Origin of the sequence: Kribbella pratensis (assembly GCF_004365355.1) — a bacterium.
Lineage (GTDB): Bacteria > Actinomycetota > Actinomycetes > Propionibacteriales > Kribbellaceae > Kribbella.
The window spans coordinates 1,213,601-1,234,934 of the sequence record NZ_SODP01000001.1 but is presented as its reverse complement, the minus strand read 5'-3'; the positions used below and the strand labels follow the sequence as shown (position 1 = coordinate 1,234,934).

At 69.2% G+C, this 21,334-nt stretch carries 21 protein-coding genes; 5 read left to right on the top strand and 16 right to left on the bottom strand.

The genetic code is table 11. The annotated features are described in order from the left end of the window. Nucleotides 1-28 precede the first annotated feature (28 nt). Nucleotides 29-1,495, bottom strand: a complete 1,467-nt coding sequence (locus EV653_RS05760; RefSeq protein ID WP_134098644.1) for a glutamate synthase subunit beta — start codon at nt 1,493-1,495, stop codon at nt 29-31. Further along, entirely contained in the window at nt 1,495-6,033 is a 4,539-nt protein-coding gene (gene gltB, locus EV653_RS05755; RefSeq protein WP_134098642.1) for a glutamate synthase large subunit, read from the bottom strand. Before gltB ends, EV653_RS05760 begins: the two co-directional genes overlap by 1 nt. Before the next feature lie 249 nt (nt 6,034-6,282). On the opposite strand from gltB, the gene EV653_RS05750 reads away from it, so the two are divergent. Genes EV653_RS05750 through EV653_RS05740 form a run of 3 tightly spaced genes read left to right on the top strand, consistent with a single transcriptional unit; the run spans nt 6,283 to nt 8,003 of the window. After that, on the top strand, nt 6,283-6,693 hold the full coding sequence (locus EV653_RS05750; protein WP_134098640.1) for a hypothetical protein: 411 nt from the start codon (nt 6,283-6,285) through the stop codon (nt 6,691-6,693). Further along, nucleotides 6,663-7,097, top strand: a complete 435-nt coding sequence (locus EV653_RS05745; RefSeq protein WP_166679295.1) for a phosphotransferase family protein — start codon at nt 6,663-6,665, stop codon at nt 7,095-7,097. The genes EV653_RS05750 and EV653_RS05745 overlap by 31 nt, the downstream gene beginning before the upstream one ends. 48 nt (nt 7,098-7,145) lie before the next feature. Further along, the gene (locus EV653_RS05740) at nt 7,146-8,003 is read left to right on the top strand and encodes an aminoglycoside phosphotransferase family protein (RefSeq protein ID WP_134098636.1); all 858 of its coding nucleotides are present in this window, start codon (nt 7,146-7,148) and stop codon (nt 8,001-8,003) included. Here the strand turns inward: EV653_RS05740 and EV653_RS05735 are convergent. Continuing rightward, complete coding sequence (locus EV653_RS05735) at nt 7,961-8,728, bottom strand: serine/threonine protein kinase (protein ID WP_134098634.1); 768 nt, start codon at nt 8,726-8,728, stop codon at nt 7,961-7,963. The genes EV653_RS05740 and EV653_RS05735 overlap by 43 nt on opposite strands. Nucleotides 8,729-8,760: 32 nt before the next feature. On the opposite strand from EV653_RS05735, the gene EV653_RS05730 reads away from it, so the two are divergent. Further along, entirely contained in the window at nt 8,761-9,822 is a 1,062-nt protein-coding gene (locus EV653_RS05730) for a 1-aminocyclopropane-1-carboxylate deaminase (protein ID WP_134098632.1), read from the top strand. On the opposite strand, the gene EV653_RS05725 is transcribed toward EV653_RS05730, so the two are convergent. The 13 genes from EV653_RS05725 to hisI form a co-directional block, all read right to left on the bottom strand. Beyond that, nucleotides 9,784-10,614 carry a hypothetical protein gene (locus EV653_RS05725; protein WP_134098630.1) on the bottom strand — a complete coding sequence of 277 codons (831 nt, stop codon included), beginning with the start codon at nt 10,612-10,614 and terminating at the stop codon, nt 9,784-9,786. The two genes, EV653_RS05730 and EV653_RS05725, sit on opposite strands and share 39 nt — an antisense overlap. A 92-nt stretch (nt 10,615-10,706) precedes the next feature. Further along, nucleotides 10,707-11,432, bottom strand: coding sequence for a VIT1/CCC1 transporter family protein (locus EV653_RS05720; RefSeq protein WP_238159583.1), 726 nt, complete (start codon nt 11,430-11,432; stop codon nt 10,707-10,709). Beyond that, nucleotides 11,425-12,483: a prolipoprotein diacylglyceryl transferase gene (lgt, locus tag EV653_RS05715; protein WP_202871493.1), complete on the bottom strand. Its 1,059-nt coding sequence runs from the start codon at nt 12,481-12,483 to the stop codon at nt 11,425-11,427. The genes EV653_RS05720 and lgt overlap by 8 nt, the downstream gene beginning before the upstream one ends. A gap of 64 nt (nt 12,484-12,547) precedes the next feature. Beyond that, a complete protein-coding gene (locus EV653_RS05710) occupies nt 12,548-13,243 on the bottom strand; it encodes a DsbA family protein (protein ID WP_134098628.1) in 696 nt (231 codons plus the stop codon). Beyond that, a complete protein-coding gene (locus tag EV653_RS05705) occupies nt 13,240-13,710 on the bottom strand; it encodes a MauE/DoxX family redox-associated membrane protein (protein ID WP_134098626.1) in 471 nt (156 codons plus the stop codon). Before EV653_RS05705 ends, EV653_RS05710 begins: the two co-directional genes overlap by 4 nt. Next, nucleotides 13,707-14,381 (bottom strand): SCO family protein, encoded by a 675-nt coding sequence (locus tag EV653_RS05700; protein ID WP_238159582.1) that lies wholly within the window; start codon nt 14,379-14,381, stop codon nt 13,707-13,709. Before EV653_RS05700 ends, EV653_RS05705 begins: the two co-directional genes overlap by 4 nt. Nucleotides 14,382-14,388: 7 nt before the next feature. Further along, nucleotides 14,389-15,213 (bottom strand): tryptophan synthase subunit alpha, encoded by an 825-nt coding sequence (trpA, locus tag EV653_RS05695; RefSeq protein WP_134098624.1) that lies wholly within the window; start codon nt 15,211-15,213, stop codon nt 14,389-14,391. Continuing rightward, nucleotides 15,206-16,417, bottom strand: coding sequence for a tryptophan synthase subunit beta (gene trpB / locus EV653_RS05690; protein ID WP_134098622.1), 1,212 nt, complete (start codon nt 16,415-16,417; stop codon nt 15,206-15,208). The genes trpA and trpB overlap by 8 nt, the downstream gene beginning before the upstream one ends. A 243-nt stretch (nt 16,418-16,660) precedes the next feature. Further along, nucleotides 16,661-17,467: an indole-3-glycerol phosphate synthase TrpC gene (trpC, locus tag EV653_RS05685; RefSeq protein WP_134098620.1), complete on the bottom strand. Its 807-nt coding sequence runs from the start codon at nt 17,465-17,467 to the stop codon at nt 16,661-16,663. 13 nt (nt 17,468-17,480) lie between these two features. Continuing rightward, nucleotides 17,481-17,738 (bottom strand): HGxxPAAW family protein, encoded by a 258-nt coding sequence (locus EV653_RS05680; RefSeq protein ID WP_166679294.1) that lies wholly within the window; start codon nt 17,736-17,738, stop codon nt 17,481-17,483. Nucleotides 17,739-17,794: 56 nt separating this feature from the next. Beyond that, entirely contained in the window at nt 17,795-18,325 is a 531-nt protein-coding gene (locus EV653_RS05675; protein ID WP_134098618.1) for a Trp biosynthesis-associated membrane protein, read from the bottom strand. After that, on the bottom strand, nt 18,322-19,824 hold the full coding sequence (locus EV653_RS05670; RefSeq protein WP_134098616.1) for an anthranilate synthase component I: 1,503 nt from the start codon (nt 19,822-19,824) through the stop codon (nt 18,322-18,324). The genes EV653_RS05675 and EV653_RS05670 overlap by 4 nt, the downstream gene beginning before the upstream one ends. After that, complete coding sequence (hisI, locus tag EV653_RS05665; protein ID WP_134098614.1) at nt 19,821-20,150, bottom strand: phosphoribosyl-AMP cyclohydrolase; 330 nt, start codon at nt 20,148-20,150, stop codon at nt 19,821-19,823. The genes EV653_RS05670 and hisI overlap by 4 nt, the downstream gene beginning before the upstream one ends. Nucleotides 20,151-20,214: 64 nt before the next feature. Between hisI and EV653_RS05660 the strand changes: the two genes are divergently transcribed. Further along, nucleotides 20,215-21,318, top strand: coding sequence for a dipeptidase (locus tag EV653_RS05660; protein ID WP_134098612.1), 1,104 nt, complete (start codon nt 20,215-20,217; stop codon nt 21,316-21,318). Nucleotides 21,319-21,334 lie beyond the last annotated feature (16 nt).

The window sequence follows — 21,334 nt, the reverse complement described above, 5'->3', positions numbered from 1 at the left end:
CCCGACCACACCTACAACCTAGCGAAGCTCACACGGCGAGCGGACGTGCTGTCGGCGGGATCGGGGTCGGGAGGGTCGACGAGCCGGTGAGGTGACTGTCCACGCCGTTGGCGCAGGAGCGGCCCTCGGCGATCGCCCAGACGATCAGGGACTGACCGCGACCGGCGTCACCGCAGGCGAACACGCCCGCGACCGAGGTCTGGTAGTCCTTGTCCCGCTTGACGTTGCCGCGCTCGTCGAGCTCCACGCCGAGCTGCTCGAGGAAGCCCTCGCGCTCCGGGCCGAGGAAGCCCATCGCGAGCAGCACGAGCTGCGCCGGGATGGTCCGCTCGGTCCCTTCGACCGGGTTGAACCGGCCCTCGGAGAACTCGACCTCGACCAGCTTCAGGCCCGACACGTTGCCGTCGGCATCGGCCTCGAAGTTCACCGTCGAGACGGCGTACACGCGGTCGCCGCCCTCCTCGTGCGCGGAGGCAACCCGGTAGATCATCGGGTACGTCGGCCACGGCTGGTGGTCGGGCCGGTCGTCACCCGGGCGCGGCATGATCTCCAGCTGGGTCACCGTCCGGGCGCCCTGCCGGTGCGCCGTACCGAGGCAGTCGGCGCCGGTGTCGCCGCCGCCGATGATCACCACGTCCTTGCCGGTAGCAACGATCTGGTCGTCGACGGTCTGCCCGAGAGCGACCCGGTTGGCCTGCGGCAGGTACTCCATCGCCTGGTGGATGCCGCCGTACTCACGACCCGGCACGGGCAGGTCGCGGGCCGCGGTGGATCCGGTCGCGATGACGACAGCGTCGTACCGCTGCTTGAGCTGGGTGCCGGTCACGTCCACGCCGACGTTCACGCCCGAGCGGAAGACCGTGCCCTCCTCCTTCATCTGCTGGATCCGGCGGTCGACCTGGATCTTCTCCATCTTGAACTCGGGGATGCCGTACCGCAGCAGGCCGCCCGGGGCGTCGGCGCGCTCGTAGACCGCGACCGTGTGCCCCGCGCGGGTCAGCTGCTGCGCGGCGGCCAGGCCCGACGGACCGGAGCCGACGACCGCGATCGTCTTGCCGGTCAGCCACTCCGGCGGCTGGGGCCGGACGTCGCCCGCCTCCCACGCCTTGTCGATGATCGCGACCTCGACGTTCTTGATCGTCACCGGGTCCTGGTTGATGCCGAGCACGCAGGCGGTCTCGCACGGCGCCGGGCAGAGCCGGCCGGTGAACTCCGGGAAGTTGTTGGTCGCGTGCAGCCGCTCGATCGCGCTCGACCAGTCGTCCCGCCAGACCAGGTCGTTCCACTCCGGGATCAGGTTGCCCAGCGGGCAGCCGTTGTGGCAGAACGGGATACCGCAGTCCATACACCGGCCGGCCTGCTTGGTGATGATCGGCAGCAGCGCCTTGCCCGGCCCACCGGGGTAGACCTCTTTCCAGTCCTGCTTGCGTTCCTCCACCGGCCGCCGGTCGGCGACCTCCCGCGGGGTGGTCAGGAATCCCTTGGGATCAGCCATCAGATGGCCTCCATCATCGCTCGCGTGGTGGCGTCCTCGTCCAGCCCGTCGCGCTCGGCGGCCGCCTTGGCCGCCAGCACCCGGGCATAGTCGCGGGGCATCACCGTGGTGAACCTGGCGGCCGCGGCGGGCCAGTCGGCGAGCAGCTTGGCCGCCCGTTCCGATCCGGTCTCCTCGAAGTGCCTGCGGACCAGGTCGTGCAGCAGTTCGGACTCGTCGGTGGTGACCGGGTGCAGATCCACCAGTTCCGGGTTCACCAGGGTGTGGTCCAGGTCGATCACGTGGGCCACGCCGCCCGACATGCCGGCCGCGAAGTTCCTCCCGACGGCGCCCAGTACGACGACGCGGCCGCCGGTCATGTACTCGCAGGCGTGGTCGCCGACCGACTCGACGATCGCGGTCGCACCGGAGTTCCGGACGCAGAACCGTTGCCCGACGCCACCGCTGATGAACAGTTCACCCGACGTCGCGCCGTACGCGATCACGTTGCCGGCGATGATCTGGTCGGCCGCGTCGAACCGCGCACGGCGGTCCGGGCGGATGACCACGCGGCCGCCGGACAGGCCCTTGCCGACGTAGTCGTTGGCGTCACCCTCGAGTCGCAGGGTGACCCCGCTCGGCACGAAGGCGGCGAACGAGTTGCCGGCCGAACCGGTGAAGGTCAGGTCGATCGTCCCGTCGGCCAGGCCGGCCGCGCGGTACCGCTTGGTGATCTCGTGGCCGAGCATCGTGCCGACGGTGCGGTTGACGTTCCGGATCGCGAGCTGTGCCCGGACCGGTTCGCCGTTCTCCAGCGCCGGCCGGCAGATCCGGATCAGCTCGTTGTCGAGCGCCTTGTCCAGGCCGTGGTTCTGCTCGACGACCTGGTGCCGCGAGGCACCCTCCGGCAGCGACGGCACGTGCAGGATCGGCGTCAGGTCGAGGCCGTCCGCCTTCCAGTGGTCGACCGCGCGCTGCACGTCCAGCACCTCGGCGTGCCCGATCGCCTCATCCAGGGTCCGGAATCCCAGCTCTGCAAGGTATTCCCGGACTTCCTCGGCGATGAACTCGAAGAAGTTCACGACGAATTCGGGCTTGCCGGAGAAGCGCTCCCGCAGTACCGGGTTCTGCGTCGCGACGCCGACCGGGCACGTGTCGAGGTGGCACACCCGCATCATGATGCAGCCCGACACCACCAGCGGCGCGGTCGCGAAACCGAACTCCTCGGCGCCGAGCAGCGCCGCGATGATCACGTCCCGGCCGGTCTTCAGCTGGCCGTCGGTCTGCACGACGATGCGGTCGCGCAAACCGTTCAGCAGCAGGGTCTGCTGCGTCTCGGCGAGACCCAGCTCCCACGGACCACCGGCGTGCTTCAGCGACGTCAACGGCGCCGCGCCGGTACCGCCATCGTGGCCAGAGATCAGTACGACGTCCGCGTGAGCCTTCGAGACACCCGCGGCGATCGTGCCGACACCGACCTCGGAGACCAGCTTCACGTGGATCCGTGCAGACGGGTTCGCGTTCTTCAGGTCGTGGATCAGCTGGGCGAGATCCTCGATCGAGTAGATGTCGTGGTGCGGAGGCGGCGAGATCAGGCCGACACCCGGCGTCGAGTGCCGCGTGCTCGCCACCCACGGGTACACCTTCGGGCCGGGCAGCTGCCCGCCCTCGCCGGGCTTCGCACCCTGCGCCATCTTGATCTGGATGTCGTCGGAGTTCGTCAGGTACTCCGCGGTGACGCCGAACCGTCCCGAGGCGACCTGCTTGATCGAGCTCCGCCGGCTCGGGTCGTACAGCCGGTCGGCGTCCTCGCCGCCCTCACCGGTGTTCGACTTGCCGCCGAGCTGGTTCATCGCGATCGCCAGCGTCTGGTGCGCCTCGGCGCTGATCGAGCCGTAGCTCATCGCACCGGTGGAGAATCGCTTGACGATCTCGCTGACCGGCTCGACCTCGTCGATCGGGATCGGCTGCCTGTCACTGCCGAACCCGAACAGACCGCGCAGCGTCATCAGCCGCTCGGACTGCTCGTTCACCCGCGACGTGTACTGCTTGAAGATGTCGTAGCGGCCGGTCCGGGTGCTGTGCTGCAGGCGGAAGACCGTGTCCGGGTCGAACAGGTGCGGCTCGCCTTCGCGGCGCCACTGGTACTCGCCGCCGATCTCCAGCTTGCGGTGCGCAGGCAGGATCCCGTCCGCCGGGTACGCGCGCAGGTGCCGGCGGCGTACCTCCTCGGCGATCGTGTCCAGGCCGACGCCGCCGATCCTCGACGACGTACCGGTGAAGTAGATGTCGACCAGGAACGGGGACAGCCCGTTCGCCTCGAAGATCTGGGCGCCGGTGTACGACGCGACCGTCGAGACACCCATCTTCGACATGACCTTGAGCACGCCCTTGCCGAGCGACTTCACCACGTTGCGCACGGCCTGCTCGGGCTCGATACCCGGCAGGTAGGTGCCGTGCCGGCAGAGGTCCTCGACCGATTCGAGCGCAAGATACGGGTTGATCGCGGCCGCGCCGTACCCCATCAGGAGCGCGACGTGGTGCACCTCGCGGACGTCACCGGCCTCGACGACCAGACCGACCTGGGTGCGGGTCTTCTTCCGCACCAGGTGGTGATGAACCGCGGAGGTCAGCAGCAGCGACGGGATCGGCGCGCTGTCGGCGTTCGAGTGCCGGTCGGACAGCACCAGGATGCGGGTGCCGTCGCTGATCGCGGCGTCGGCCTCGGCGCAGATCTCGTCGAGGCGGGTCCGCAGCGCCTCGCCACCGCCCTCGACGTCGTACACACCGCGCAGGACCGTGGTGGCCAGGCCGGGCATGTCGCCGTCGAGGTTGATGTGCCGGAGCTTGGCCAGCTCGTCGTTGGTGATCACCGGGAACGGGATCACCACCTGCCGGCAGGACGCCGGGCTCGGGCTGAGCAGGTTCGACTCCGGGCCGAGGGACGACGACAGCGAGGTGACGAGCTCCTCGCGGATCGCGTCCAGCGGCGGGTTCGTGACCTGGGCGAACAGCTGCGCGAAGTAGTCGAACAGCAGCCGCGGCCGGTCGCTCAGCACCGCGATCGGCGTGTCGGTGCCCATCGAGCCGATCGGCTCGGCGCCGGACTTCGCCATCGGGGTGAGGATGAGACGCAGCTCCTCCTCGGTGTACCCGAAGACCTGCTGGCGCCGGGTCACCGACGCGTGGCTGTGGACGACGTGCTCGCGCTCGTGCAGGTCCTCGAACCGGATCAGGCCGCCGTGCAGCCATTCGTCGTACGGGTGTTCGTTGGCGAGGGCGTTCTTCACCTCGGCGTCGGTGATGATCCGGTGCGCGTCGACGTCGACCAGGAAGATCCGGCCCGGCTCGAGCCGGCCCTTCTCGGTCACGGTGGCCGGGTCGATGTCGAGCACGCCGGCCTCGGACGCAAGGACGACGAGGCCGTCCTCGGTCACCCAGTACCGCGAGGGGCGCAGACCGTTGCGGTCGAGGACCGCGCCGACCTTGGTGCCGTCGGAGAAGACCACCGACGCCGGGCCGTCCCACGGCTCCATCAGCGTCGAGTGGAACTCGTAGAACGCGCGCCGCTTCGGATCCATCGTGGTGGCGTTCTCCCACGCCTCCGGGATCATCATCAGCATCGCGTGCGGTAGCGAGCGGCCGCCGAGGTGCAGGAGCTCGAGCACCTCGTCGAACGACGCGGAGTCCGAGGCGCCCGGCGTACAGATCGGGTAGAGCTGCTCGAGGTCGCCGGGGATCAGGTCGCTGGCGAGGAGAGCCTCGCGGGCGCGCATCCAGTTCCGGTTGCCCTGGACGGTGTTGATCTCACCGTTGTGGGCGATGTAGCGGTACGGGTGGGCCAGCGGCCAGGAGGGGAACGTGTTCGTCGAGAACCGCGAGTGCACGATGCCGATCGCCGAGGCGAGATCGGGGTCGGTCAGCTCGGGGAAGAACTTGTCCAGCTGGTCGGTGGTGAGCATCCCCTTGTAGGTGATGGTCCGGCCGGACAGCGACGGGAAGTAGGTCTCCGTCTCCTTCTCGGCGCGCTTGCGCAGCCGGAACGCCATCCGCTCCAGCGCCAGGCCGAGCACGCGGCCGGCCTTCGCGCTGACGAACAGCTGCTTGAACGTCGGCATCACCGAACGCGCGGTCGCGCCGAGCAGGTCGGGCGTGGTCGGGATGTCCCGCCAGCCGACGACACTCAACTGCTCCTCGGCGGCCAGCTCCTCGATCCGGTTGATCGCCTTGGCGGCGTCGTCGGGATCGGCGGGCAGGAACGCGATACCGGTCGCGTAGCTGTGCGGCGCCGGCAGCTCGAACTCGCACACCTTGCGGTAGAAGGCGTCCGGGACCTGCAGCAGGATGCCGGCGCCGTCGCCGGAGTCCGGTTCGGCGCCGGACGCGCCGCGATGCTCGAGATTGCGCAGCGCAGTCAAGGCCTTGGCCACGATGTCGTGGCTCGGTTCACCGGTCAGGGTCGCGACGAACGCAACACCACAAGCGTCGTGCTCGTGCTGCCCGTCGTAGAGTCCCTCGCTGGGGCGGTGCCGGTCAAAGATGGGGGGGCGACCATACATCCAGGAGCTCCCGTCGTCCTACGGTCAAACAACTGGCCGCGGGACAACATTGGCCCAAGCCGGGTGTCCCGAGACTACCTCATGACGCCCACCAGATGGACTTTCCGTCCACCGCGCAACGCCTTGATGACCCACAGTAAGCAAGCGCTCACTACTAGCCTCCTATCTTCCCAGTCCACTGCCCCCACAACCACCCACGAGGCCTGAAATTCACCTGTCGAGACCGCCGGATCCTGATAGGCCGTTCCTATGTCCTGGCAGCCCTCCCCCGACTGGCGACCACTCACCTCCGGCACCGGCCAAGCCACCGGCGGTGTCTGGCTGACTCCCGACGGCCAGGTGGTCAAACGGCTGCTGCCCGGCGTCGAGGATCTACGCCATCACGCCTATTGGGAGCGCCAGGCGCTGGTCGCCGAGTCCGGCATCGTTGCGGGTACGCCGGGGCTTCGGGCGCCCGCCTGCTTGGCTGTGGATCGAGACGCGGCGGGGATCACGCTGCGGATGGCCTACGCGCCTGCCGCCTCATGGACTCCAGAGGGGCTGGCTGGGGCTCTGGGGCGGTTCGCGGGCTGTTCGGTGGCTGAGCCTGGATGGGGTGCTCGGGACGTACTGCGGACCGTCTGCGGACCGTGGAGCTGCGGGGTGGGTGGGATGCGCTGACACGAGCAGGCCTGAGTTCGCCGGCGATCGAGGAGCTGTGGGCTCGGCGCGAGGCGGCGCTGGCCGTACTGGATGGGCTTTCACGGGTGCCTACGCACGGGGACGCGCATCCGGTGAACCTGCTCGGACGGGACGGCGATGACGTGGTCGCGATCGACTGGGAGCAGTTCGGCCTCGGCCCGGCCGGCTTCGACCTGGGCTACCTACTGCTGGCAACCGACGCCCCACTGGACGACCTCGTGACGGCGTACGGAGGTGGGAGGTGCGGGGCGGTGTTGGTGGCGGCGTACACCGGCGTCTCCCGCGTCGCATGGGCGGTAGACCGACCGGACCCCGGCGAGCACCTCCAGCGGCTGGCGAAGCTGGCCGCGACCGTGGAGGAGGGGGTTGAGCTCGTGACGTGATCACGTCGAGTGTCCGTTCATGACCCTTGGTGGTGATAAATCTCCGCGATGCGATGGAGGCCTGGGGACGCCTGGACATTGCTCGCGCCCGCAAAGGGGATCGCGCACGCCGGCGTGTGGCGAACCCCGGACGGGACCGTGGTCAAAAGGCTGGTGCCCGGAGACGAACGACCGGGGCGGTACGGGTACTGGCGGCGTGAGGCCGAGGTCGCGCGGAGCGGCGTACTCGAGTGGACCAAGGGACTGCGGGCACCGAGAGCCGTGAAGGTCGAGAGCGATCCGGACGGGATCACGCTGAGGACCGAGGCGGTCGAACCAGGCCCGGTGTCAGTGGCCGAGGCAGCCGAGGCGATCGGCCGGTTCGGGCTCAACCGGGTGGAGCCGGCGAGCTGGTTCGCCCGGCGGATCCTGCGGGACCGGCTCGACGACGACGCGGCCCACGGCGGGTGGGCGGGCTGTGCGACGGCCGACGTCCTGCCGGCCGACGTACGGCGACTGTGCCGGGAGCTGTGGAACCGCCGGACGGACGTACTCCTGGAGCTCGATCGGCTGCCGCACCTGCTCGTGCACGGCGACATCCATCCGCCGAACCTGCTCCGGCGCGACGGTGACGACGTGATCGCGGTGGACTTCGACCAGTTCGGCATCGGACCGCTCGGGTTCGACCTCGGCTACCTGCTGCAGTCCACCCGGGCGCCGATCGACGAACTCGTCGACGCTTATCAGGCAGGCAGTTCTGGCGCGTGGCAGACGGCCGACGTACGCCGGGGCGCCGTGCTGACTGCGGCGATCACCCTCGTCGCCCGAGCCGCCTGGGCGCTGACGCAGCCCGACCCTGGCGAGCACCTCGACCGCCTGGTCGCTCAGCCGTCGATCGTGGACGAGGCGGTCAGCCATGCCTCGTGAAAGGCCCGGTAGGTCGGGAAGCGGGTTGTGGTGGCTTCGGTGAGTACGGCGTCGAGGGATGACCGTGGGTCCGTGAGGAAGATCTGGGCCGTGCGGGCCATCACGTAGGCGGTGGTTCGGGTGTCGATGAGGGCTCCCAGGACGTGCTCCTCGGGAGCCATGTAGCGGCTGGAGCCGAACATGCGGCCCATCGTGTTGACGAATGGGCCGCGGTGGTAGCTGTCGAGGTCTATGACCGTCAGGCGTTGCGCCGGGAAGTCGTACAGCATCGAGGAGTCGTAGAAGTCGCCTTCGACCCAGCCGGCCTCGTCGAGGGCGGCGTGGAGGTCGTACAGACTGTTGAGTGCGGCGAGGATCTCCTCGGTGGGGAGCGCCTTGAAGCGGTCGCGGGAGGCGCCGAGTAGCTCGCCGTCGCGCCATTCGTAGACGAGCACCGGGCCGGCTGGGGATTCGATTACCGCGTGCAGGGTCGGCAGGGCGGGATGGTCGACCGAGCGCGCGAACTCGACGGCGTTGCGGAGGAGAGCTACGCGGCCGTCGAAGTCGAGGTACGGCGTGGGGTTGTCCGGGTCGCCGGCGGTCTTGACGAAGTACCTGGCGTCGGCGGTTCGGACGCCGTACGAGATGTTTCCGGAGTCCTGGGTGTCGTTGCCGAAGCGGGCGAAGATGGTGCCGACTTGTTCGAGATAGGCGGCCGGGCGGAGGTCGGTCTCGGGCGGGAACACCCAGCTGACGGTAGTCCAACTGAGGAGGATCCATGTCGCTTGCCGACTTTCCGAGGTATCCGTTGTTGTTCGGTCCCAGCCCGGTGCATCCGCTCGAGCGGCTGTCGGCGTACTTGGGTGGGGCGAAGGTGTGGGCCAAGCGGGAGGACTGCAACTCGGGACTGGCGTACGGCGGGAACAAGACGCGGAAGCTCGAGTACCTGATCCCGGACGCGCTCGCGCAAGGAGCCGACACGTTGGTGTCGATCGGCGGGTACCAGTCGAACCACACCCGCCAGGTCGCCGCGGTCGCCGCGAAGGTGGGGTTGAAGGCGGTGCTGGTCCAGGAGAACTGGGTGGACTGGCCGGATGCGCTCAACGACCGGGTCGGCAACATTCTCCTCAGCCGGATCATGGGCGCCGAGGTGCGGCTCGATCCGGCCGGGTTCGGGATCGGGTTCAAGGACAGCTGGAAGCAGGCGCTCGAGGACGTGCAGGCACGCGGCGGTACGCCGTACGCCATCCCGGCCGGCGCCTCGGACCATCGGCTCGGCGGACTCGGGTTCGCGCAGTGGGCGTACGAGGTGGAGCAGCAGGAACAGGAGCTCGGGATCTTCTTCGACACGATCGTGGTGTGCTCGGTCACCGGATCGACGCACGCGGGGATGATCGCCGGGTTTGCCGGGCAGGACCGGCCGCGGCGGGTGATCGGGATCGACGCGAGCGCGAAACTGCAGGAGACGCGAGATCAGGTCGAGCGGATCGCCCGGGCGACCGCTTCGCTGATCGCATTGGGCCGCGAACTGCGGGACGACGAGATCACGGTGCTGGAGGGCTGGGCCGGGGACGAGTACGGCATCCCTGTGCAATCCACGCTCGACGCGATCCGGCTGACCGGGCAGCTCGAGGGGATGATCATCGACCCGGTCTACGAGGGGAAGTCGATGGCGGGCCTGATCGACCTGATCCGGAACGGCGACATCCCGAAGGACTCCACCGTCCTGTACGCCCACCTCGGCGGCCAGCCTGCACTCAACGCCTACAGCGGCCTGTTCACGCAGTCTCAGCCGATACAGCTACCAGCCGCCGGCGAAGAAGGATTCGAGGCCGGGTAGCGGCTGGGCCGCGGTGGTCGCGTTCGCCACCACGATGACTGCCAGTGCCAGCGTCAGCAGCGGGATGAAGACGCCGTACGCCGCCAGCAGTCGCCTGGCCCGCCGCTCGGCCCGATCCGTCCTCCTGAACCCGCGCCACAGCACGACGCTGAGGACGACGAGAACGATGACCACGATCGTGCCCTCCACAGCCATCACCGCGTGGAACTTGACATAGTCGCTGCGGATCACCTCCAGGGCGGGCGAGTTCTGCCCGTCGGCCAGGCGTTGCCTGATCTGGGACAGGGTGTCCGGCAGCGGGCCGGTTGAGGCGTTAGGAGCGCCGAACAGCATCGGTAAGAGGGAGCCGAACGGCGCCGCCATTCCGTGGATATTGGCCATCACCGCCGCCAGTGAGACCACCGCCAGAGCGGTCGACAGGACACCACTCACTGCGAGGCCGGCTGCGCGGACACCGCTGACCCGGAGGGACGTCCGCCAGCTCAGTACGCCGAGGACGATCAGTACCGCCAGCAACGCCGCGGCGAGGAGCGCCTTGGCCACGTGGTAGCGGAACCAGTAGTCGACGACAGGCTGGAGCTCAGAGCCGAAGCCGGCGGCACCGGTACGCCAGTAGCCGACGAACGCGCTGCGAAAGGTCGCGATGAGCCGGCTCTCACTCGCGAGGCCGGAGGTCGCCGCGGTGCTCGCGAGTGTGGCCGGAGCCAGCACGAAGGCGACGACGAGCGCCGCAGCAGTGAGTGCGACGGCGCTGAGCGCCTGCCACGGACGGAGGAAGGTGGTCGACGTCATGCGCTCAAGCTAAGGCGGAGCCGGCGGTCCGAACCATCACGCTGGATCGACTCCGTAGGTAGCGCCGGCGATACCCCGCCGTCGGTTCTCGGTCAGCCGATTCCTGGCCCGACCAGGGTGCCGACGAAGTAGGTGAGGGCGGCTGCGGCGGCGCCGAGGAGGAGCTGGCGGAGCCCGGAGTACCACCAGGAACGGCTGGTGACGCGGGAGACGACCGCGCCGCAGACGAACAGGGCCGTCAGGGAGAGGATCAGGGACGGTACGACGCTGCCTGCGCCGAACAGGTACGGCGCCAGCGGGATGAAGGCGCCGACCGCGAAGCAGATGAACGACGAGGCCGCCGCGATCACCGGATTCGGGAGGTCGGCGGGATCGATGCCGAGCTCTTCGCGGACGTGTTCCTCGAGGGCCTGCTCCGGGTTCGCGTGGAACTGCTTGGCGACCTTGCTGGCCAGGTCCGGGTCGAGGCCCTTCGCGCGGTACGTCTCGGCGAGCTCGATCTCCTCGTCGACGGGGTGCTTGTGGATCTCCTTGCGCTCGATCTCGATCTCGGCGTGGGCGAGCTCGCGCTGGGAGGCGACCGAGGTGTACTCCCCCGCCGCCATCGAGAACGCGCCCGCGGCCAGGCCGGCGAGGCCCGCCAGGATGATGAACTTCGAACCGGAGCTGGTGCCGCCGTCCATGCCGGCGATCAGCGCGAAGTTCGACACCAGGCCGTCCATCGCGCCGAACACGGCCGGCCTGAGCCAGCCGCCGTTCACATCACGGTGCGTGTGGTCCCCGTGATGCTCGTTCGAAGCCTGAGGCGACTCAGTCACGAGACCTATCTGAATCGGTGCCGTTCTTCACGTCAACCTTCGGCTGCGGTTTCCCCTCGGCAGCGGAGTCACCATCTGCGTCCGGGGCGCCGGACTCGGCCGGCGGCTCGCTCGCAGTCGCAGGGTCGGACGTCTCGTCTGTGGTCGCGTCCGCGTTCGCTTCGGTCGGCTCGACGGAGGCCTCCGTGGCCGGCTTGCCGGCGGCGGGCCCGGTGGAGATGTCTTCCTGGCCCGGGTAGCGCTTGGCGCTCACGATGAAGGCGACTACGGCGAGGACGAACAGGATCAGGGCGGTCCAGACGTTCAGGCGCAGGCCCAAAAAGTGGTTCACGGTGTCGATGCGCATGTTCTCGATCCAGGCGCGGCCGGCGGTGTAGCCGGCGACGTACAGGAAGAAGGCGCGGCCGTGGCCCAGTTTGTAGCGGCGGTCCACCAGGATGACCAGGGCGACGACACCCAGGTTCCAGACCGCTTCGTACAGGAACGTCGGGTGGAAGGTGGCGAAGTCGGCGTACCCGGCCGGGCGGTGTTCGGGTGAGATCTCCAGGCCCCACGGCTTCGTGGTCGGGCGGCCGAAGAGTTCCTGGTTGAAGTAGTTGCCGAAGCGGCCGAACACCTGCGCCAGCGCGATCCCGGGCGCCATCGCGTCCGCGACCGCCAGGAACGGGACCTTCGCGCGCCGGCAGGCGATCCACGCCCCAAGTGCGCCGAATCCGACCGCACCCCAGATGCCGAGCCCGCCGTGCCAGATCTTCAGCGCGTCGATCGGATGCCGGCCCTCGCCGAAGTACAGCTCGGCGTCGGTGACCACGTGGTAGATCCGCGCGCCGACCAGCCCGAACGGGATGGCCCAGAACATGATGTCGGCGAGCACCGGCGCGGACCCGCCGCGCGCCACCCAGCGGCGGCGACCGAGCCAGTAGCCGACGAAGATGCCAGCCAGGATGCACAGCGCGTACGCGCGGATCGGAAGGCCGAAGACGTGCCAGACACCCTGGCTCGGGCTGGGGATGAACGCCGGAACCATCACGGCGGGAATCAGACTAGACATGGCAAGGGGGAACGCTACTCGACCCACCAGACCACTGCCAGGAACGCACGGTCACGATGGGGCCTCAGCTTGCAACCGCGTCGACGGCGTTCTGCAGCCCCTCGGAGCTGAGCTGGTCCGCCGGCAACTGCTTGCCGTTGACGTAGACCGTCGGCGTCCCGGTCACCCCGCGCTCGTCGGCCGCCTTGCCGACCGACTCCAGCCAGCCCGCGTACGTGTTGTCCTGCAACGCCTGCTGGAACTTCTCGTCGCCGACGTCGAGCTGCTTGCCGAGTTCGATCAGCTGGTCCGTGGTCCAGGACTTCGAGAAGTCGCCGTACATCTCGTCGGCGAAGCTCAGCGCCTTGCCGTTGGCGGCGGCCGCGGCGAACGCGTTGGCCAGCCGCGGCGAGGCGTCCGGGTTCACGAACTGCAGCGGCCAGTAGGTCAGCGTGGCCGTACCGTCCTGGACGAGCTTGTCGACGGTCGCACCGCTCGCCTCCTCGAACTCCGCGCAGTGCGGGCAGCGGAAGTCGAGGTACAGGTCGATGTTGACCTTCGCGCCGGCCTTGCCGACCGTGATGCCCTTGCCGGACGTGCCCGGGCCGGTGATGACCGCGGGCTCGGGCCGGCCGTTCGAGCTGACCTCGACCTTGGAGTGACCGCGGTAGTACTGCACGCCGACGCCGGCGGCGAGCGCCAGGACCAGGACGATCACCACGACGATCCCAGGTGAGATCCGGCGCTTGTTCTGCTGCAGCAGCGGATTGGTGGTGCTCACGACGCGGTGACTCCTTGCGGTTCGGATACGACTGCGAACTTGCTGACCGGGTATATCCACAGCCAGACGGCCAGCGCCAGCAGGCCGACGTCCCGGAGGATCTCCTGCAGGTACTTCGTCTGGCCCGCGGCGACCTGACCGCCGCCGCCGAAGCAGCCGCAGTCGATCGACAGGCCGCGCGCCCAGGCGGACGACACCGCGGCGATGAACACGATCATGAAAACACCGGCGGCGACGGCCGAGGCGCGGACACCGAAACCGACGATCAACAGCAACCCGATCGCGATCTCCAGGAACGGCAGCCCCCAGCCGACCGGCTGGACCAGCGACGACGGCAGCAGCTCGTACGCGCGGACCGCCTGGGCAGCCGTCTCTGGATCGGTGACCTTCAACGCGCCGGCGACCAGCATCACACTGCCGAGGACGAGCCGCGCGATGAGCGAGACCCAGAGGAACCAAGCCTTCACTGGTTGTCCGCCACCAGCTTGCCGAAGTCGTGCGCCAGATCACCGATGGCGGCGTTGGACAGCCAGATCACGTTCGCCTTGTCGTTCTTGCCGAAGCCGATCACCTGCGCTCCGTGACCGACCTCGTACCCTCCGGACGGAAGCTTCTGCATCCCTTCCACCGGTACGCCGACCGCCTTGGCGACGTCCTTGATCGACGTCAGCGACCCGGTCAGCCCGGTGAACGACGGGTCGAACCGGTCCAGGTACTTGCGAATCACCGGACCGGTGTCGCGCGACGGGTCGGTGGTGATGAACAGCATCTGGATCTGGTCACGCGTCGGCTGATCGAGCTTCGTCAGCGCGGACGCCACATCGGCCATCACCGTCGGGCACACGTCCGGGCAGTTCGTGTAACCGAAGAACACCAGCGTGACCGGTTTCTTCGTCGAGGTGACCAGGTTGAACGGGTTCCCGCCGGTGTCGGTCAGTGTGGTCGCGGGCATCGAGTACGGCTGGTCGAGCGTGGCGCCGCGCAAGCCGTTCGGGTCCTGGCTGCTGCGAATGATCGCTCCGCCCGGATTGTCGGCCTTCTCTTGCTTGCCACTGCAGCCCGCGAGGGCGAGCAGAGCCACCGCGGCCAGGAGAAGCGCCCCTCCCTTGATCGGCCACACGGTTCTGGTTCGACTCACGGCGGGTCTAACGTTCGGCGGGCGCACGGGGTTCCCGGCGTACTCCGGCGGCCAGGTCCTCGGTCAGTGCCCGGACACCGGCCGCGCCGCCGTCTCCCAGGGCTCTGACGAGCGCCGCTCCGACGATCACCGCGTCTGCGAAGGCTCCCATTCCCGCGGCCTGGTCGCCGTTCGAGATCCCCAGCCCGACACCGACCGGCAGCTCGGTCGCCGCCTTGACCCGCGCCACCAGCGGCGCCGCGAGCTCCGACGGCTTGTCCCGGGCGCCGGTGACCCCCATCACAGCGGTCGCGTAGACGAATCCGCGACAGGCGGCCGTCGTCATCGCGATCCGCGCGTCCGTCGACGACGGCGAGACCAGGAACACCTTGTCCAGTTCGTGCTTGTCCGCGGCCGCGATCCACTCCGCGCCCTCGTCCGGGATCAGGTCCGGCGTGATCAGGCCCGCTCCCCCGACGCCGGCGAAGTCGGCGGCGAACCGGTCCACGCCGTACCGCTCGATCGGGTTCCAGTACGTCATCACCAGCACCGGGACGTCGGAGTACGCCGCGATCTTCTCGACTGTGCTGAGGACGTCGCGGGTCCGCACGCCACCCGCGAGCGCGATCTCGGTGGCGCGCTGGATCGTCACGCCGTCCATCACCGGGTCGCTGTACGGCAGACCGAGTTCGATCACGTCCGCACCGCCGTCGACCAGTGCCTTCAGGCCGTCGAGTGCGCCGTCGTACGACGGGAAGCCGGCCGGCAGGTACCCGACCACGGCCGCCCGGCCCTCGGCGTTCGCGGACCGGATCGCCGCGCCGGCCTTGCCCAGGGCAACGAGCTCACTCATCGCCGGCCTCCGTCCCGCCGAGGCCGAACCAGGTGGCGGCCGTGTCCATGTCCTTGTCCCCGCGCCCCGAGAGGTTCACCAGAATGGTTGCCTCTGGCCCCAACTCGCGCGCGATGTCCAGCGCACCGGCGACCGCGTGCGCGGACTCGATGGCCGGGATGATGCCCTCGGTCCGGGACAGCAACTGGAACGCGTCCATCGCCTCGGCGTCGGTGATCGGCCGGTACGACGCGCGCCCGGTCTCCGCCAGCCATGCGTGCTCCGGGCCGACGCCCGGATAATCCAGACCCGCGGAGATCGAGTGCGACTCGATCGTCTGCCCGTCGTCGTCCTGCAGCAGGAACGACCGCGCACCATGCAGTACGCCGACCTGCCCGGCGGTGATCGTCGCCGCGTGCCGACCGGTCTCGAACCCGTCGCCGCCCGGCTCGATGCCGTACAGCTTCACGGACTCGTCCGGGATGAACGCGGTGAACAGGCCGATCGCGTTCGACCCGCCGCCGACCGACGCGACCGCGGCGTCCGGCAGCTTGCCCAGCAGCTCGAGCGACTGCTCCCGCGCCTCGTCACCGATGCCGCGAACGAAGTCGCGAACCATCGCCGGGAACGGGTGCGAGCCCGCCGCCGTACCGAGGATGTAATGCGTCTTGTCCACACTGGCGACCCAGTCGCGCAGTGCCTCGTTGATCGCGTCCTTCAGCGTCCGGCTGCCGGTCTTGACCGAGATCACCTCGGCGCCGAGCAGCCGCATCCGGGCCACGTTCAGCGCCTGGCGCTCGGTGTCGACCTCGCCCATGTAGACGACGCACTCCAGGCCCAGGTACGCGCACGCGGTCGCCGTCGCGACGCCGTGCTGGCCGGCGCCGGTCTCGGCGATCACCCGCGGCTTGCCCATCCGCTTGGTCAGCAGCGCCTGGCCGATCGCGTTGCGGATCTTGTGCGCGCCGGTGTGGTTCAGGTCCTCGCGCTTCAGCAGGATCCGCGCGCCGGCCGCGTTGGACAGCCGGGTCGCGTCGTACAGCAGGCTCGGGGCGCCGATGTACTCGCGCAGCATCCGCTCGAACTCACCGGTGAACTCCGGGTCGGCCATGGCGTCGCGCCAGGCCTGGGTGAGCTCGTCGAGCGGCGCGATCAGCGCCTCCGGCATGAACCTGCCGCCGAAACGGCCGAAGTGCCCGAACTGGTCGGGCAGCACAGTAGACATCCGACAAACCTTCCAAACCCGGCTTTTACAGCACGGGAGAGTCTCTGTCCCGAGCCGTTTGGACCGGCCGGGAAGTACTAGTGCTCTAGGTGTGGTGTAGGTCGAGTGATAACGGTGTCCAGGTGCGTGCATCGTGGTGCTTGAGTAGTGGCCTCGATGCGGAGCATCGTGGGCGCTGCTCAAGTGCCGCGAGGTGCGTGCCTGGGCGCCGGTAGCGCCGACCTACACCACACCTAGAGCACTCTAGTGCCGCTGCTGGATGGCGGGGTGCGATCCGGCGGCGACGAGGTCGGCGACCGAGGCGCGAGGATCGCGGCCGGTCACCAGGGTTTCACCGACGAGGACGACATCGGCCCCGGCGCGCGCGAACTCGATTACATCATGCGGCCCGCGGACGCCGGACTCGGCCACCCGGACCAGCTCGGTCGGGATCGTCGGCGCGACCCGCGCGAACGTGTCCCGGTCGACCTCGAGCGTCTTCAGGTTGCGGTTGTTCACGCCGATCAGCTGAGCGCCGGCGTCCACCGCACGCCGGGTCTCCTCCTCGTCGTGCACCTCGACCAGCGGGCACAGGCCGATCGAGTGCGCACGCTCGATCAGCGAGACCAGGGCCTCCTGCTCCAGCGCGGCCGCGATCAGCAGGATCATGTCGGCGCCGGCCGCCCGGGCCTCCCACAGCTGGTACGACGAGATGACGAAGTCCTTGCGCAGGACGGGCACGTCGACCCGGCCGCGGACCGCGCGCAGGTCGTCGAGGCTGCCGTTGAAGCGGCGCTCTTCGGTGAGGACCGAAATCGCCGCCGCGCCGCCCAACTCGTACTCCCCGGCCAGCGCGGCGGGGTCGGTGATCTCGGCCAGCTCACCCTTGGACGGGCTGGACCGTTTCACCTCGGCGATCACCGCGATCCCGTCACCGCGGAACACCGGCATCGGGTCCTTCGCGTCGGGCTTGCGCTGGGCCTCCTGCTTCAGATCGTCCAGGCTGACCCGCGCCTGGCGCTCCGCAAGGTCCTCGCGGACCCCAGCGAGAATGTCGTCAAGCACAGTCATGTCCGTCCGCCCCTCAGTGGTCGCCGTCAGTCGGGACCCCGAAGCCCAGCAACTGCAGCACCTTACCGGCCAGCGCACCGAGCACCGCGATCGCGACGGAGATCCAGAACAGCACCCAGTTCGGCCCGAGCACCATCGCGATGGCGCCGAGCGTGAATGCGACCAGCACGATCACCACCGCGGTCCACGCCGCGGGGCTGTTGCCGTGCAGATCGTGAGGGGCTTCCTCGTCGATCCGACTGGACCCTTGATCCGCCACCGTATTGTCCATAGTTGGCGCCACTCCTCCTCGTCGTCCCGTCCTATTGTGGCGGTAGCCCGCCGCGATCAGAGAGTCGGGTCCTCCCCGGCGTCGATCGCCTTCCACTGATCGGCCGGTGAGGCAGCCGGATCACGCTCGTATCGTGCGGTCGGTCGCCGCCACTTGTGCGCCGTCAAGGCGGTGATCACACCCGCCGCGACCAGGGCGATGCCGCCTGTCAGTGCGAACCACGGCGCCACCCCCAGGCTCTGCGTGACCTGGTCGGCGATCACATCGCTCAGCTCGGGCCGCAGCCTGCTCAGCTCGGCGCCGCCAGGGCGCACGGTCAGCGCGACGATGACCGCGACCGCTCCGAGCAGCGCCACCAGACCGCCCAGAACTCTCCGCAGCAGCGTGCCGGCCAGCTTCGTGACCACGACCGCCACCACCGACGCCAGAGCCAGCGTGACCGGCGCCTTGGTGATCGTGTAGCCGTTGAACACCACGTCGGCGCGCCCGTTGCCCGGGTTGGCCGAGACCCACGTCAGGTATCCGGACAGCCCGAGCAGCACCAGCGCTACCAGCGCGAGCAGGTCGACCAGCCGTTGCGCCTTCATACGTCACTGCATACGTCGCTGAAGGTTCCTGCGACCGCGATCGCGTTGAGTACGGCGGCCGCCTTGGTCCGGCACTCGGCATCCTCCGCGGCCGGGTCGGAGTCCGCGACGATCCCGGCGCCGGCCTGCACGTACGCCGTTCCGCCGCGCAGCACCGCGGTGCGGATCGCGATCGCGGTATCCGCGTCGCCGGCGAAGTCCAGGTAGCCGACAACCCCGCCGTACACGCCGCGGCGGGTGACCTCGAGCTTGTCGATGATCTCCATCGCCCGCGGTTTCGGTGCCCCGGACAACGTTCCGGCCGGGAACGCGGCGGTCAGCGCGTCGAACGCGGTCATGCCGGCCTTGAGCTGCCCGGTGACGGTCGACTCGAGATGCATGACGTGGCTGTAGCGCCGCACGTCCATGAAGTCGACCACCTCGACCGTGCCGGGCGCGCACACCTTGCCGACGTCGTTGCGGCCGAGGTCGACCAGCATCAGGTGCTCGGCGCGCTCCTTGGCGTCGGCGCGCAGCTCCTCCTCCAGCGCGTGGTCCTCCTCCGGGGTCGCGCCGCGGCGGCGGGTGCCGGCGATCGGGTGCAGGATCACCTTGTTCTCGGTGACCTTGACCAGCGCCTCGGGGCTCGAGCCGACGATGTCGAAGCCGTCGAGACGGACCAGGTACATGTACGGGCTCGGGTTGGACCGGCGCAGCACCCGGTAGATGTCCAGGGCGCTCGCGGTGGTCTGCAGCTCGAACCGCTGCGAGACGACGATCTGGAACGCCTCACCGGCCCGGATCTCCTCCTTGGCGTGCTCGACCGCCTCCCGGTACTCCGCGCTGGAGCGCTGCCGGTGCGGGTCGGGCTGTGCCCGCCGGTCGGCGCGGACGACGTACGACGGGGTGGGCTGCGCGAGGTCGCGCTCCATCGCGTCGAGCCGCCGGACGGCGTCGGCGTACGCCTCGTCGACGCGCTCGTCGGAGTCGTCCCAGTTGACCGCGTTCGCGATCAGCCAGATCTCGCCGGTCTCGTGGTCGAGGGCGGCCAGATCGGTCGCGAACAGGAAGGTCAACTCGGGCAGGCCGAGGTCGTCGGTCGTTGTGTCGGGCAACCGCTCCAGGCGGCGCACGGCGTCGTACCCGAGGAAGCCGACCATGCCCCCGGTCAGTGGAGGCAGGTCGGGCAGCCGCGGCGTATGCAGGATCTCCAGCGTCTCACGCAGTGCCTTCAGCGGGTCACCGGTCTGCGGGAGGCCGACGGGCGGGTTGCCGGTCCAGACGGCCTCGCCGTCGCGCTCGGTCAGCGTCGCGGCGGAGCGAACGCCGATGAACGAGTAGCGCGACCAGACCCCGCCGTTCTCCGCCGACTCCAGCAGGAACGTGCCCTCGCGCTCGGCCGCGAGCTTGCCGTAGACACCGATCGGCGTCTCGGCGTCGGCGAGCAGCCGCCGCGTCACCGGGATGACCCGGCGGTCCTTCGCGTACTCGCGGAAGGTCTCCAGCTCGGGCGCCGTCATGCCGCCACCTCGATCTCGCCGTTCTCGAAGCAGCTGCGGGTGCCGGTGTGGCAGGCGGGGCCTTCCTGGTCGACGAGGACGAGCAGGGTGTCGGCGTCGCAGTCGACGAGGATCTGCTTCACGTGCTGACGGTGGCCGCTGGTTTCGCCCTTGACCCAGTACTCCTGCCGGCTGCGGGACCAGAACGTGCCCCGCTTCGTCTCCGCGGTACGGCGTACCGCCTCGGCGTTCATCCAGCCCACCATCAGGACCTCGCGCGTGTCGTACTGCTGCACCACCGCCGGGATCAACCCGGCCGCGTCGAAGGTCAACTCGTCGATAATCACCCACCCATTGTCTCCGATCCGGGGTTGGCTGTTGACCACGGTCCCGAACTGACAGGATGGCGGGATGACGAGTGAGGCGCGGGTCGCGGACGTGTTGCGGGAACATCCGGTGATCGACGGGCACAACGATCTGCCGATCGCGTTCTACGAGTTGTGCGACTACGACCTCGACGCGCACGATCTCGCGGGCTCGGTTCCGGAGCTGCACACGGACCTGCCGCGGCTGCGGGCGGGACACGTCGGCGCGCAGTTCTGGTCCTTGTGGGTGCCGCAGGACGAGCAGGCGGTACGGCGTACGTTCGAGCAACTGGACTTCGTCCTGCGATTCGTCGAGCGGTTCCCGGACGACCTGCAGCTCGCGTCGTCGGCCGATGACGTGGACGCCGCGATCAAGGCCGGCCGGATCGCGTCGCTGATGGGGATGGAGGGCGGTCACTCGATCGGCGAGTCCCTCGGCGTACTGCGGGTGATGCGCGAGCTCGGCGTGCGGTACATGACGCTCACGCACAACAACAACGTGTCGTGGGCCGACTCGGCCACCGACGAGCCGGTGCTCGGCGGGCTGAACGACTTCGGCGAGCAGGTCGTCCGCGAGATGAACCGGATCGGCATGCTGGTCGACCTCTCGCACGTCTCCGCGGACACCATGCGGCACGCGCTCCGCGTCACCAGCGCGCCGGCGATCTTCAGCCACTCGTCGTCCCGCGCGATCTGCAACGTGCCCCGGAACGCGCCCGACGACGTGCTCGAGACGCTGGCCGCCAACGACGGCGTGTGCATGGTCACCTTCGTCCCGTACTTCGTCTCGCAGGCGTACGTCGACTGGCTCGACGGCATGCGCGCGCTGGCCAAGGAACGCGGGCTCGAGGGCAAGGAGCACCGCAAGGAGCTCGAGGAGCTGTACGGCGTACCGCGCCCGGAGATCACGCTCGCGGACGTCGTCAAGCATGTCGAACACGTCCGCGAGGTGGCGGGTATCGACCACATGGGCGTCGGCGGCGACTACGACGGCTGCCCGGAGTTCCCGGTCGAGCTGCCCGACGTGTCATCGTACCCGGTGCTGTTCGGCGCGCTGGCCGACCGCGGCTGGAGCGACGAGGATCTCGGGAAGCTTGCTGGAGGCAACATCCTGCGCGTGCTCCGGGCCGCGGACGACGTGGCCGCCTGACGGTCGTGACGGTCCC